At 56.5% G+C, this 12,919-nt stretch carries 11 protein-coding genes; 4 read left to right on the top strand and 7 right to left on the bottom strand.

All coding sequences use genetic code 11. The features are described 5' to 3' along the window. Window positions 1-5: 5 nt before the first annotated feature. Window positions 6-782: a thiol:disulfide interchange protein DsbG gene (dsbG, locus tag ACQG0S_RS11085; protein ID WP_022648169.1), complete on the top strand. Its 777-nt coding sequence runs from the start codon at window positions 6-8 to the stop codon at window positions 780-782. A gap of 38 nt (window positions 783-820) precedes the next feature. Here the strand turns inward: dsbG and ACQG0S_RS11080 are convergent, their stop codons facing one another. From ACQG0S_RS11080 to ACQG0S_RS11070, 3 genes are all read right to left on the bottom strand, one after another. Beyond that, complete coding sequence (locus ACQG0S_RS11080; RefSeq protein ID WP_045622689.1) at window positions 821-2,110, bottom strand: glycoside hydrolase family 10 protein; 1,290 nt, start codon at window positions 2,108-2,110, stop codon at window positions 821-823. Window positions 2,111-2,117: 7 nt separating this feature from the next. Then, window positions 2,118-2,405: a VF530 family DNA-binding protein gene (locus ACQG0S_RS11075; RefSeq protein ID WP_023300148.1), complete on the bottom strand. Its 288-nt coding sequence runs from the start codon at window positions 2,403-2,405 to the stop codon at window positions 2,118-2,120. Window positions 2,406-2,534: 129 nt separating this feature from the next. Continuing rightward, window positions 2,535-4,016, bottom strand: coding sequence for a UbiD family decarboxylase (locus tag ACQG0S_RS11070; protein WP_048966635.1), 1,482 nt, complete (start codon window positions 4,014-4,016; stop codon window positions 2,535-2,537). Between the two features lie 111 nt (window positions 4,017-4,127). Between ACQG0S_RS11070 and ACQG0S_RS11065 the strand changes: the two genes are divergently transcribed. Then, the gene (locus ACQG0S_RS11065) at window positions 4,128-5,012 is read left to right on the top strand and encodes a LysR substrate-binding domain-containing protein (protein WP_048966636.1); all 885 of its coding nucleotides are present in this window, start codon (window positions 4,128-4,130) and stop codon (window positions 5,010-5,012) included. On the opposite strand, the gene ACQG0S_RS11060 is transcribed toward ACQG0S_RS11065, so the two are convergent. The 4 genes from ACQG0S_RS11060 to ACQG0S_RS11045 all read right to left on the bottom strand — a co-directional run bounded on the left by ACQG0S_RS11060 (window position 5,003) and on the right by ACQG0S_RS11045 (window position 8,521). Continuing rightward, a complete protein-coding gene (locus ACQG0S_RS11060; RefSeq protein ID WP_048966637.1) occupies window positions 5,003-5,911 on the bottom strand; it encodes a LysR family transcriptional regulator in 909 nt (302 codons plus the stop codon). The genes ACQG0S_RS11065 and ACQG0S_RS11060 overlap by 10 nt on opposite strands. Window position 5,912: 1 nt before the next feature. Beyond that, window positions 5,913-6,890 carry an MBL fold metallo-hydrolase gene (locus ACQG0S_RS11055; protein ID WP_048966638.1) on the bottom strand — a complete coding sequence of 326 codons (978 nt, stop codon included), beginning with the start codon at window positions 6,888-6,890 and terminating at the stop codon, window positions 5,913-5,915. Window positions 6,891-6,997: 107 nt separating this feature from the next. After that, the gene (locus ACQG0S_RS11050; RefSeq protein ID WP_022648162.1) at window positions 6,998-7,882 is read right to left on the bottom strand and encodes an SDR family oxidoreductase; all 885 of its coding nucleotides are present in this window, start codon (window positions 7,880-7,882) and stop codon (window positions 6,998-7,000) included. A gap of 111 nt (window positions 7,883-7,993) precedes the next feature. Then, window positions 7,994-8,521 carry a GNAT family N-acetyltransferase gene (locus tag ACQG0S_RS11045; protein ID WP_022648161.1) on the bottom strand — a complete coding sequence of 176 codons (528 nt, stop codon included), beginning with the start codon at window positions 8,519-8,521 and terminating at the stop codon, window positions 7,994-7,996. Window positions 8,522-8,652: 131 nt separating this feature from the next. Here ACQG0S_RS11045 and treZ point away from each other — a divergent pair, with 131 nt between their 5' ends. Both treZ and treY read left to right on the top strand, forming a co-directional pair. After that, entirely contained in the window at window positions 8,653-10,440 is a 1,788-nt protein-coding gene (gene treZ / locus ACQG0S_RS11040) for a malto-oligosyltrehalose trehalohydrolase (protein ID WP_048966639.1), read from the top strand. Then, window positions 10,437-12,905: a malto-oligosyltrehalose synthase gene (gene treY, locus ACQG0S_RS11035; protein WP_169441114.1), complete on the top strand. Its 2,469-nt coding sequence runs from the start codon at window positions 10,437-10,439 to the stop codon at window positions 12,903-12,905. The genes treZ and treY overlap by 4 nt, the downstream gene beginning before the upstream one ends. Window positions 12,906-12,919 lie beyond the last annotated feature (14 nt).

The raw sequence follows: 12,919 nt of genomic DNA, 5'->3' as shown, positions 1-12,919 counted from the left end.
TCGTTATGCTTCAACTGTTAGCAAAGAAAAAGATGCTGTTACTCTCTGCTCTGCTGTTTTCAGGGCTGGTCAGGGCAGAGGAGTCGCTTCCGGATGTGGTAAAGCACTTCAGTGAGCAGCAGGATATCAAAATCATTAAGAAAATTGATGCCCCCGGCGGCGCACCAGCGTGGCTGGGGCAGTATCAGGACATGGGCGTGACGCTCTTTCTGACCCCTGACGGAAAGCACGTGGTGTCTGGCTATCTGTATGATGAGAAGGGAACCAACCTCAGCGAGGCCTTTTTCCAGAAAGAGATCTACGCCCCGATGGGCCGCGAGATGTGGAAAAAGCTCAATGCGGCGCATCCGCTGAAAGAGGGCGCGGAGAGCGCCCCGCGCAAAGTCTTTGTTTTTGCCGACCCGTTCTGCCCGTACTGCAAGCAGTTCTGGGCTGAAGCGCAGCCGTGGGTGAAGGCCGGCAAGGTCCAGCTCAACACGCTGCTGGTTGCGTTTCTTAACCCGAACAGCGGGCGTAACGCCTCCGCGATCCTGAATGCCAAAGATCCGGTGTCGGCCTGGAAAGAGTACGAGCTGTCCGGCGGTAAAAAGCTGCCTAAACCTGAAGGGGCGGCTTCACGGGAAACCGTTGAGATCCTGCAAAATCACCAGACGCTTATGGACAGTCTCGGCGCAAATGCCACACCGGCTATTTATTACCTGAATGAGCAAAACGAACTGCAGCAGGTCGTGGGCATGCCAGACGCAAAACAGCTTGAGGCGATGTTCGGGCCGAAGCCGTAAAAAAAAGGCAGAAACAGGACGTTTCTGCCTTTTGTCAGTCAACTACCCCAGCGCCTCCGGAGGTAATTTACGGCTTCCTGCGTCTGCGGCTGGTTAAGATAGTCTTCACGGAACAGGATGGTGCCTTTTACGTCTGGCAGTGAATCGTTGAGGTCGAGCTGTTTTTTCAGCTCCGGTACGCCGCCGTTCACCGTCCAGTCCGGTTCGTTTCTGGAAGGCGCGCCCACTTTGTAGAACGCGATCCCGATATACAGGCGGGTATGGGTCGGTTTCACCACGTCAGCCCACCATTTTGTCAGCACATCGTATCGTGCCGCGTCGCGGGCGAAGGGCCAGTAGATCTGCGGCGCAATGTAATCCAGTAAACCCTGCTGTACCCATTTTCGCGTGTCAGCGTAGGATTCATCGTAGGCTGCGGCACCGCGCGTGTCCGATCCTGCCGGGTCGAAGGAGCGGTTGCGCCATACACCCGCTGGGCTGACGCCAAATTCAACCTCAGGCTTTGCCTGCTTGATCGCCCTTGATACCTGCACAATCAGCTGCTGCGTATTGTGCCGACGCCAGTCAGCTTTCGACGCAAATCCCTCGCCGTAGCGCCTGAAGGTCCAGGCATCGTTCAGGGTTGAGCCCGGCGTCTCGGTGTAAAAATAGTCATCGAACTGAACGCCGTCGACAGGGTAGCGATTCACCACTTCCATCACCACCTGGGTTATCCAGTCCCGCACCTCGGGAATGCCCGGGTCGAGAACAAAACGATCCCCCGAGGTGCGGATCCACTCCGGATGCTGGACATAGACGCTGGAGGGATGAAGCGACGAGGTACGGTTAAGCGCGGCGATGGTCGAGGGCTTCGTGTTGGTGGAGACGCGGTAAGGGTTGAACCAGGCGTGAACCTTCATCCCGCGCTTGTGCGCTTCATCCAGCATAAACTGGAGCGGATCGTAACCGGGGTCTTCCCCGATAGTCCCGGTAAGGGTATCTGACCACGGCAGTATTTCAGAGGCCCACAGCGCCGTACTGTCCGGTTTTACCTGAAAGAAGACGGTGTTGATCCCAAGCTTTTTCAGCTTATCGAGCTTGTCCGTCAGCGCCTTCTGTTGCTGGGCGATACGCTGGTCCGCGCTGCGGCCATTCACCGATGACACGGGGGGCCAGTCGAGACGGGAGACGGTCGCCAGCCAGATCCCGCGCATGGGTTCGTTAGTCTGCTGTACAGGTTTCGCCTGCGGCAGCGGGGTAACGAGTGATTTGGGTGGTTTGGAAGTGCAACTTACCAGTAAAAGCGCGCAGCCAAGCAGCGCGCCAGTCCGTTTTACGTGTCGCATCATTTGCGTGTTAGCTCCTGGGTGTCCGGCCATCCGTCCAGGGATTAAACGCCGGTTCGTCCTGTTCCTCGTTACCGTCATCGTGAAGGGAGTCGAGGTAGAGGGCTTCAACTTCCGCCCGCGCCCATGGGGTCCGGCGCAGGAACTTCAGACTCGATTTAACACTCGGGTCCTTGCGAAAACAGTTGATTTTGATTCGGTTGCCCAGTTCATTCCAGCCATATCGCGCAACCAGCGCGTTAACCTGCATTTCAAGCGTTACGCCATGCAAAGGATCGTTGGAAATATGTGCTGTCATAGGCGTCCGGTAGTCTCATTTTTTATGGGGATGTGATAAACGCTCAAAGGTTACAAGAAAGCAGGGGACGCGGCAATTTCAGCGTGAGGTTCTTCACCCGTAAAGGGTGAAGAGGATTTCCGGTTAATACTATTTTTTAAACAGTTCAGGTGCCCACGGCGTCGGGTCTACCTCCATAAAGGGTGCACGCTCAAAGCGGGACTTCAGCGCCCAGGGCACCGTACAGTCGAAAATCGTTTTGCAGGTGATCCCGTTGCCACGAATGGAGGGACTGTAGTCCGGCGCCTGAGACGGATCGAGCTGGTGACCGCGGATCCCCGGCAGATGGGTGATACTGACATCGCCCTGCATACGGGTCGTCATCGCCCACAAAATGTCGTCGCTGTCGAAAATATCCACGTCTTCGTCGACGAGAATAATATTTTTAAGCTCGGAATAGGTGGCTAACGCGATGAGGGCCGCCTGACCCTGACGCCCTTCGTCAGAAGGCTGGCGTTTTTTAACCTGCAATACCCCAAGGAATTTGCCCCCGCCAGCGGTATGCGCATAGACGTTTTGCAGGAAACCGGGGATGGCTTCTTCCACCGCATTCCGGATGCTGGCCTCCGTTGGCAAACCGGCCAGCGTGGTGTGCTCTTCGCCCGGTCCTACCAGGGTTTGCAGGATCGCCTGATGACGCATCGTGACGGCCTTCACTTTGATTACCGGCAAGGAGGGGTTAGCCTCCCCGCAGTAGCCGGGAAATTCCGGCATCGCGTGCCCGGTGTGGGTATGCTGATCTTCTTCTACGCGCACGCCCGGCAGCAGTTCGCCTTCGATGATTATTTCCGCCCGCGCAATCGCTTTTTCCTGTACGGCCACACCCTGCACCAGCTCGACGGGAGCCTGACGTAACGCACCGGCGACACCCAGCTCGTTGTAGCCGAAGGGCGTGGTAGGGGCTTCGAAACAGGCGCCAATATAGATAGCGGGATCGAGACCCATATTGATTGTGACCGGCAAGGGTTTGCCCGCCTCTTCGGCTTTCTTACGGAACACTTCAATATGGCGGCCCGCGGCAAGGAACATGGAGAGCTCATCGCGCTCCTGAACGCAAAGACGGTGAATAGTGACATCGGTCAGCGAGGCGTCTTCCGGATCGCTTGCCAGCACCAGCCCCAGACAGAAGAACGGACCGGCATCTATCGGCGTGTTGGTCGGTGCCGGAAGCAATTTACGCAGATCGAAGTCCGGATCGTCGGCATAAAACACCTGCTCCTGACACTGGGCCTGGGCCGCCGGGACCACAACGGGAGCAATCGGGTTTTTCACCGCCTGGCCGACATGTTTTGCCAGTTCAGAGGGCTCGCAGCCCAACAGGAGCGCCGCCCGCTCGCGGCTGGCGTGCATACCGACCAGAATACGGGAGTCGGGATACCCCTTAATAGCGTTAAACATCATGGCCGGGCCGATGCGCGTCGGACGTTTTACCGTGCCGCCAGCACCAATATGCCGGTACACACCCGCCAGCTCCGCGTCAGGATCGACCGGATGGTTGGTTTCAAGGTATTGACCTTCATGGCGTTTAAGCAGTTCGATAGCACTTCTGAGATCGTTGATGTGGTTTTCCATATTTTCCCCCTCGGATGATTGCATCCATTCTTAACCGGACGAAGAAGGCTATCAATTGCATCATTTGTGCTATTTTAATATGAATTTTATTATCAATAATGAAGGCACAGTATGCAGTTTCGACTGATGCGCAATTTTATCGTGGTGGCGGAAGAGCTTCACATGCATCGTGCGGCGGAGCGCCTTAACATGGCGCAACCGGCACTAAGCCAGCAAATCAAAACGCTTGAAGATCGTCTGGGGGTAATGCTCTTTAGCCGGGCGAATCGTCGCCTGACGCTGACGCCAGCCGGTGAGGCGTTTCTCAGTAAAGCCAGAGTGGCGATTTTTATGACCGATCAGGCGATTCTGGATGCCAGACAGACGGCCAGAGGGGAACAGGGCGTGCTGAATCTCGGATGCGTTTCAAGCGCGATATTCGACAGTAAGCTGCCCGACGCGCTGCGGCTTTTACATGAGAAATGGCCAGCCATCAGCCTTTCCATGATGACGGGAAACGTGCAAACCCTTTATACCGGCGTGCAAAGCAACCAGCTGGATGTGGCCATTATTCGTGCCCCGTTACCGCTGCTGCCTGACGATCTGCAAAGCCGTCCTTTTACAACGGAAAAAGCCGTGCTGGCCTTACCTCGTCAACACAGTCTGGCGGGCTCCGCCGCGCTGACGCTTGCGTCGGTGAAAGAGGAGAAGTGGATCGCCCTGCGCGACCCGGAGGGGATGGGGCTGGAGCAATATTTCTATGATGCCTGCCACAGCGCGGGCGTACAGCCTGACGTTGTGCAAAATGCCACCGATGTCCCCACGGTGATAAGCCTTGTCTCGGCAGGGTTTGGTATCGCCATGCTGCCAGCTTCAGCGAAGGCGATATGCGTACAAAACGTCGTCTTTGTGGATATTCTTGACCGACTCCGGGAGAGCGAGCTGACGCTAGTTTGCCACCGGATTATTCGCTCTGAGGTGCTGAAAAAATTGCTGAGTATCCTCGATCATACCTGACGTCCGGCGGCCTGATGAAGCTGTTCTCGCAGCCAGCGATTAGCCGGATCCTGACTGTTTTTCGGGTGCCAGTACATACCGATGACGATCGGCGGGAGATCCAGCGGCGGCGGAAAAATATCAAGCGTTTGCGTAAAGCGTAGCAACATGCGCCTGGGTAGGGTGCAGAGCAAATCGGTACCGGCAACAATCGCAGGCGCCATCGCATAGCTTTGCGTCGACATCACCACGTTACGCTGGTGGCCAAGCCCCGCCAGATGCTGATCGACAAAGCCCGCGAACGGGTCGCCCTCGGATGAAACCACCAGGTGTGAAAGACTACAATAGCTTTCCAGATCCACCGGCCCCGTACCGCGCGGATGGCCTTTCCGCTGGGCTGTGGCATATTCATCGTCAAACAGTTTGCGTCTGACCCATGCATCGTGCGCCCCCGCGTTAACGCCGATATAAATATCCACATCGCCATTTTCCATCTGCGCTGACAGCAGCTGGGTTTCCGGGAGCGCAAAACGCAGGCGGATACCTGGTGCCGCACTGCTAATCTGATTCTGCAACTCTGCCCCCAGCATTAGCGCCGGGTTTTCGTGCAGGGCAATAACAAAGGTGCGGTTGCTGTTCTGCGCGTTGAACGTGGTGGGTTCAAGCATCGCCGCTATGCCCTGCAAAACCGTCGCGACCTGCGGCCTTAACACTTCGGCGCGCGGCGTCGGTAACACCCCACGTCCGTGTGGGGAAGGGACAAACAGCGGCTCACCAAACAACACGCGCAGGCGTGCCAGGCGGGCAGACATTGCTGGCTGGCTGATGCCCAGCCGCGCGGCCGCATGGGTGATATTCTGGTCCCTGAGTAACGCATCCAGCGTCAGGATCAGGTCCATATCCATATCGGAGGGGGACATCTTATTTTGCGTCACGGTTGGTATAGGTCACCGGGACCCACGCGTAGCCTTCCCGCTCACCTTTCGTCACATAGCCGATCCCGGGGAAAGGCAGATGTGGCGCCGCAATCAGATCTTTGTTTTTCACAAACTCAGCGAAAGCTGCGTTGCGCACCCGGGCGGCGCCGTCCTGATCCTCATCGTAAGCAATCGTCACGTTGGGCTGCGGGAACTGAACTGCGGCGACGTGGATGATGTCACCGACAAAGGTAATTTTTTCACCTTTGCTCTCCAGCGTGTAAAACGCGGAACCTGGGGTGTGGCCCGGGTGAACCGTACCGCTGATGCCCGGCAGAAGCTGTTCGGTGCCTGAGAAAGTCTTCACTTTTCCGGCATCCAGATAAGGCTTTAATGTCTTGTGCGCGACATCGAAGTAGTTCTGGTCATAGCCAGACTTTTTCTGGTTCTTGTCGTTAAAGAAGAAATCGATATCCGGTTTGCCGACATAGACCTGCGCGCGGGTAAACACGCGCTGACCGTCTTTGACCAGGCCACCAGCGTGATCTGAGTGCGCATGGGTGATTAGAATATCGGTAATATCTTCGGGTTTGATGCCCTGGGTCGCCAGGCTTTCAATCAGCCGCCCGCCTTTGCCGGGGCCAAAGAGCTGACCGGAACCGGTATCCACCAGGATTTTGTGACCGGGCAAGGCGATATAAAACGCGTTAATCGATGCTTCCACCGGATTGGCCTGGAAGTTTTTGGCCAGTAACGCATCGGTATTTTCCGCCGTCGTCCGGCGCAGTAAGGCGTGCAGATCCTGCGGCACGCTGCCGTCCGTAAAGGCGGTGATAATCCTGTCGCCAACCTGAACGCTGTAGCCGCCAGCCTGCTGTTTCACCACATGCTGCGGAACGCTGGCCACCGCGTGGATCGCTGGAAAGAATAAAACTGAACCGGTCAACAGGGTTGATATCGCAAGTTTTTTCACAGTAAACATGATGGGCTCCTCAATAGTAAGTTCATCATAGTTCAACTGCGATTTTTGAGAACAGCAGGGGAGTGAATGTGACCTATCCATGAAATGGATAGGTCTGAGAGGATGCTTTACAGCACGCCGGTACCGCCATCAGAGCACCACACCTGCCCGGAAGCGTATGAGCAGGAATCGGAGGCAAACAGCACATACAGCGGTGCGATTTCAACCGGCTGACCCGGTCTCCCCAGGGGCGTATCTTCCCCGAACTTCTGAACTTTAGACTGAGGCTGACCGCCGCTGGACTGAAGAGGCGTCCAGTATGGACCTGGCGCGACGGCATTTACCCGAATACCACGCGGTCCCAGCTGCTGGGCCAGAGACTTGGTAAAGGCCACGTTACAGGCTTTGGTCTGCGCATAGTCCACCAGGATCGCGCTCGGTTTAAACGCCTGAACGGAAGTGGTGTTGATGATCACGGCACCTTCCTGCAAATGGCGCAGCGCAGCTTTGGTGATCCAGAAGGGGGCATAGACGTTGGTCTTAAACGTCGCGTCAAAATCTGCCGTGGTGAGATCGTCGATAGATTCACAGTACTGCTGGCGTCCGGCGTTATTCACCAGGATATCCAGGCCGCCCAGTTCGGCAACGGCTTTTTCCACCAGCGTGTCGCAGAAGGACTCCACGCGAATGTCGCCGGGAATGGCGACCGCTTTACGGCCTTCGGCCTGAATCAGCGCAATGACCGATGCCGCATCGGACTCCTCTTCCGGCAGATAGCCAATAGCGACATCTGCACCTTCACGGGCATAGGCGATGGCTACCGCGCGACCAATGCCGGAATCACCGCCGGTAATCAGCGCTTTTTTTCCTGCCAGTTTTCCTGACCCGATATAACTTGTTTCACCATGATCCGGTATTGGCTTCATTTCCGATGCCAGCCCGGGAGCCCTTTGCGGTTGTTCAGCAAACGGTGGACGAGGGTAATGCAGCGTGTGATTATTTCCTGTAGACATACCGGCCTCCTTAATAGTGAATTCCAAGATTAGTCGTTAATTAAACGTAAGCGGGCAAAATTGACAAATTCAGACAAATCTATATTCCAGTGGCGGATATAAAATATTTTCTCAAGCCAGCATGTAATACCAGAAAAGGGCGACCTCATCTTTTTCCGGCAGGGCGTTGTAAAGGTAACGATCGTAACCGCCCAGAATAAACCCATAGTGACGATAGAAAAGGCAGGCAGAAACATTAACGTTCTGCGTCTCCAGCCGTAAGCCGGGCGCATTGAGGCTTCGCGCCCAGACGTGGGTGGCAGACATCAGCTTGTGCGCCGCGCCCGTTCGGCGTTTTGAACGCTCCACGGCAATGTAATCCACCGAAATAAATTTATTCCAGTTGCAGGACGCGGTTATAAAACCGGCGATTTCACCGTCATCCGTTTCGGCGATAAGAAATATTGAATCGGGATTAACGCAATGATTTTCCAGCGTCTGGAGATCCAGTTCATAGGTTTTATGATAAGGATCGGTTAGCGCCTCGATATGCAAATCACCATTGAGAAAAGGTTCTCTGGCAATCTCATCGACCGTAAAAGAAAAATCACAACATTCAAGACGGGCGAGGTCGGTGCTTAATCCTTTTCGAATATGCATAGTATTCCTTAAGTGGGAGTTATAAATAGATAATAGACGAAGCGGCATACCCTGCTGGCATAACACTCTGTTCATCCTGGTCTAAGCTTGTATTTCGTTCCGCGTAAAATGTGGTCATTCGAGGACAATGAATGGAATTCAGAACATGTCGCAGGCACTGGGGTGCTGAGTTTATTTCCGATGACGTTGTACGTTTTCGCGTCTGGGCAGAAGGGCAGAAAGATCTCACGTTGCGTTTAACCGACACCGACATTCCGATGGCGGCGGTGGGCGACGGCTGGTTTCAGGTTGACGTGCCCGGCGTCAGACACGGTACGCCGTATCAGTTTGTTTTACAGGATGGAATGGCGGTGCCGGATCCGGCCTCGCGCGCGCAACAGGCTGACGTCAACGGCCCGTCGGTGGTAATCGACCCGCGTCACAACCTGCCCGCACAGCGGGAATGGCAAGGGCGGCCTTGGGAAGAGACGGTGATCTACGAGATGCATATCGGCACCTTCACCGGGGAAGGAACCTTCAGGGCGGCCATCGATAAATTGCCTTATCTGGCCGAACTGGGTATTACGCAACTGGAAGTGATGCCCGTGTCCCAGTTCGGGGGCGCGCGCGGATGGGGGTATGATGGCGTACTGCTGTATGCCCCGCACTCAGCTTATGGCACACCGGATGATTTTCATGCCTTCATCGATGCCGCCCACGCGCTCGGGCTTTCCGTGGTGCTGGATATTGTACTCAACCACTTTGGCCCGGAAGGGAACTACCTGCCGTTGCTCTCGCCGGCGTTTTTCCATCAGGATCGTATGACCCCGTGGGGCAACGGTATAGCCTATGAGGTTGAAGCCGTCCGGCAATACATCGCTGAGGCGCCGTTATTCTGGCTCTCGGAGTATCATCTTGACGGTCTGCGCTTCGACGCCATCGACCAGATCCATGACAACGCTGAGACCCATATTCTTCCCGAGATAGCGCAACGGATCCGCGACGCCTTTCCGGATCGGCATATCCATCTGACCACCGAAGACAGTCGCAACGTGATTTTCCTGCATCCGCGCGATGAGCATGGTCAGACGCCGCTTTTCACCGCCGAATGGAATGATGATTTTCACAACGCCGCGCATGTCTTCGCGACCGGGGAATCACACGCCTATTATCAGGATTTTGCCTTTGAGCCGGAGAAAAAGCTGGCGCGGGCGCTGGCAGAGGGCTTTGTCTACCAGGGGGAAATCTCGCTTCAGACCGGGAAATCGCGCGGAGTAGAGTGTCGCGAGCAACCACCGCAGTTTTTTGTCGATTTTATTCAGAATCACGACCAGGTCGGCAACCGTGCCCAGGGGGAGAGGCTTATCTCTCTGGCTGGGGCGGAGAAAACGCGCGTGCTGTTCGCGGCGCTGCTCCTGTCGCCACATATCCCGCTGCTGTTTATGGGTGAGGAGTATGGCGAAACGCATCCGTTCCTCTTTTTCACCGACTTCCAAGGCGACCTGGCGAAAGCCGTGCGGGAGGGGCGCGCGAAAGAGTTTACCGGCCATGCCGGGCACGATGAAACCGTACCGGATCCCAATGACGTAAATACCTTTATGCGGTCGAAGCTTGACTGGAACAAGGCAGACACGGAGGAAGGCAGGGCGTGGCTGCACGTTACGCGCGAACTGATTGCGCTGCGTCAACGCTTTATCGTCCCGTTACTGAAACAGCGGGGCGCCGTGGAGGGTAACGTCCTGCAAACGGCGCTCGGCATGGTTGCCGTGAGCTGGCGTTTTCCGTCCGGTACGCTGTCGCTGGCGCTGAATATCGGCAAAAAGCCCCTCGCCTTAGCGGACCTGCCCGGAAAAACGATCTTTAGCTGGCCGGAGGCAGTCGAAAACCTGCCGCCGAACAGCATTGTTGTTCGCTTTGCTGATGGAGAAGCAGCGCTATGATCCCTTCCTCTACTTACCGAATTCAGTTTCGCAACGGCATGACCTTCGATCGCGTGGTGGACCTGATTCCGTATATGAAAGACCTCGGAATTAGCCATCTTTACGCGTCGCCTGTTTTCATCGCAACCACGGATTCCACCCACGGCTATGACGTGACCGACCCCAACGAAATCGACCCGGCGATTGGCGGGCGGGAAGGGTTTGACCGCATGGCGGCAGCGCTGAAACAGGCGGGGATGGGGCTGATTCTGGATATCGTTCCTAACCATATGTCGACCTCGCTGGAAAACCGCTGGTGGCGCGATGTTATCGAGCACGGTCGGCAGAGCCGCTATGCGGCATATTTTGATATCGACTGGTCCCGACCCCTGACGTTGCCGTTTCTTGGCGACACCTTTGAAGCCGAGCTGGAGCGGGGGGCTATCACCCTTAAACGTGACAATGTCACCGACAGCACGGCGTTGGTTTACTATGATACCGCCTATCCGCTTAATCCCGGCACGTATGCCGAAGGCAAGAGCATCGCTGAGATCCACGAGGCGCAAAGCTGGCGGCTGATGTCCTGGCGGGAAGCGCCGAAACAGCTTTCATGGCGGCGCTTTTTTGAAATCACCGGGCTGGTCGGCGTGCGGGTAGAGGATGAGGCGGTATTCGCAGACACGCACCGCCTGATCCTTGAGCTTGTCCACGCCGGGGTTGTCGACGGCCTGCGCATTGACCATGTGGACGGGCTTGCCGATCCGCTGGGCTATTTGCAGCGACTGCGTGCGGCGACCGGACCGGATTGCTACATCACGGTAGAGAAGATCCTCGCCAAAGGGGAACAGCTTCCTCCGGAGTGGCCCATCTCAGGTACTACGGGCTATGAGTTTATCGCCTCCCTGGCGGAAGTGCTGGTGGATGATACCAACCTCTCGCGGCTGGAGACGCTCTACGACGAGACACTGGGTACGACCGTTGACAGGCAGGCGGAACTTCGCAACGCCAAAGGCCTGATGACCGATCGTAATTTTGAAGGTGAATTTACCACGCTGCTCAAAATAGCCAGCGAGCTGGCCGGACATAACGGTGCCGAAGTGGAGCATGAGGATATCCGCCATGCCCTGCGCGAGCTGCTTATCGCGTTTCCGGTGTATCGCACCTACGGCACCGCTGAGGGGCTGACGTCACCGGATGTGGCGCTGCTCAGCCGCGTGGTCGCCAGCGTCAACACCTCTGAACCCGCTCTGAGCCTTATCGTGCGTATTCTTACCGGCGATCTGCCGGCGCATGACCACGCACTGGCCTCGCTTTTCCGCACCCGTTTTCAGCAGCTGACCGGGCCGCTGATGGCGAAATCGGTAGAGGATACGCTGTTCTTCCGCCATAACCTGGAGCTGGCCCTGAACGAAGTCGGCGCCGACCCGACGCCGCGCGCGTTTTCACTTTCCCGTTTTCATCAGGAGATGCGCATTCGACTTACCCGTCAGCCCGATGCGCTGCTGGGAACTTCCACCCACGACACCAAACGCGGCGAGGATGCACGAGCTCGTCTGTATACGCTGACGGAAGCGCCAGATCTGTGGGGAGAAAATCTGGCGCGCTGGCGGCAGATGAACCAGACGCAAGTCCGATTCCTCAACGATGGCACCGCGCCGAACGCCGCCGACACCTGGATGATCTTCCAGGCGCTGGCGGGCGTCTGGCCAGCAACCCTGTCGCCTGAGGATCGTGATGGCCTTAAGTCACTGGAAGAGCGTTTCCTCGGCTTTATCGAGAAAGCCCTGCGCGAGGCCAAGCAGCGTACCGACTGGATCGACAGCAACGAAGATTACGAGAGCGTGGTCCTGGACTACGTGCGCCATCTGCTTTCCCCGGATAACACCCTGTTCCTGCGTGATTTCAGTGCCGCACTCCAGCCGTTTATTCGGGCTGGGTTAATGAACAGCCTGAGCCAGACGGTGATCAAACTGACTGCGCCTGGCGTACCGGACATCTACCAGGGCAGCGAGGGGCTTAACTTCAGCCTCGTCGACCCGGATAACCGCCGCGAACCGGATTTCGCCGCACTGGCGGAAAACCTCAGCGTAGCGGATGGCACTGTTTTTAACGATGCGCAACGCTGGCGAGACGGCAGCGTGAAGCAGTACGTCACCGCCACGCTGTTACGGCTTCGGCCACATTACTCCGCGCTTTTCCGCTACGGCGACTGGCTGCCGCTGAAGGTAACCGGCGAGCGGGAGGAGAATCTGATCGTTTATGCCCGCATCAAAGATGACGAGGCGCTGATCGTCGCCGTGCCGCGCCTGGTGTTTGACGTCACCGATAATGCGATGCTGTGGGCCAATACTACCGTGGCCATACCCCAGGCGCTGGCCGGGAAGCACTACCGGGATCTGTTTACCGGTGAGCGTCGCCTTCTGCCAGAGACGCTGGATTTAACGTCTGAAAAGGGATGTTTGTTGGTTCTGCTTACCTGCGAATAATCGAGGAGAACAAA

It is taken from the genome of Enterobacter cloacae complex sp. 418I7 (genome assembly GCF_050030705.1).
In the GTDB taxonomy this organism is placed as follows: domain Bacteria; phylum Pseudomonadota; class Gammaproteobacteria; order Enterobacterales; family Enterobacteriaceae; genus Enterobacter; species Enterobacter intestinihominis.
This window is presented reverse-complemented; position numbering and strand designations above follow the sequence as displayed.

Bases quoted from the DNA above. Each gene is read 5' to 3' on its own strand.
- treZ (WP_048966639.1), top strand. From the start codon at position 8,653: ATGGAATTCAGAACATGTCGCAGGCACTGGGGTGCTGAGTTTATTTCC.
- treY (WP_169441114.1), top strand. From the start codon at position 10,437: ATGATCCCTTCCTCTACTTACCGAATTCAGTTTCGCAACGGCATGACC.
- ACQG0S_RS11060 (WP_048966637.1), bottom strand. From the start codon at position 5,911: ATGTCCCCCTCCGATATGGATATGGACCTGATCCTGACGCTGGATGCG.
- ACQG0S_RS11055 (WP_048966638.1), bottom strand. From the start codon at position 6,890: ATGTTTACTGTGAAAAAACTTGCGATATCAACCCTGTTGACCGGTTCA.
- ACQG0S_RS11075 (WP_023300148.1), bottom strand. From the start codon at position 2,405: ATGACAGCACATATTTCCAACGATCCTTTGCATGGCGTAACGCTTGAA.
- ACQG0S_RS11050 (WP_022648162.1), bottom strand. From the start codon at position 7,882: ATGTCTACAGGAAATAATCACACGCTGCATTACCCTCGTCCACCGTTT.
- ACQG0S_RS11065 (WP_048966636.1), top strand. From the start codon at position 4,128: ATGCAGTTTCGACTGATGCGCAATTTTATCGTGGTGGCGGAAGAGCTT.
- dsbG (WP_022648169.1), top strand. From the start codon at position 6: ATGCTTCAACTGTTAGCAAAGAAAAAGATGCTGTTACTCTCTGCTCTG.
- ACQG0S_RS11045 (WP_022648161.1), bottom strand. From the start codon at position 8,521: ATGCATATTCGAAAAGGATTAAGCACCGACCTCGCCCGTCTTGAATGT.
- ACQG0S_RS11080 (WP_045622689.1), bottom strand. From the start codon at position 2,110: ATGATGCGACACGTAAAACGGACTGGCGCGCTGCTTGGCTGCGCGCTT.
- ACQG0S_RS11070 (WP_048966635.1), bottom strand. From the start codon at position 4,016: ATGGAAAACCACATCAACGATCTCAGAAGTGCTATCGAACTGCTTAAA.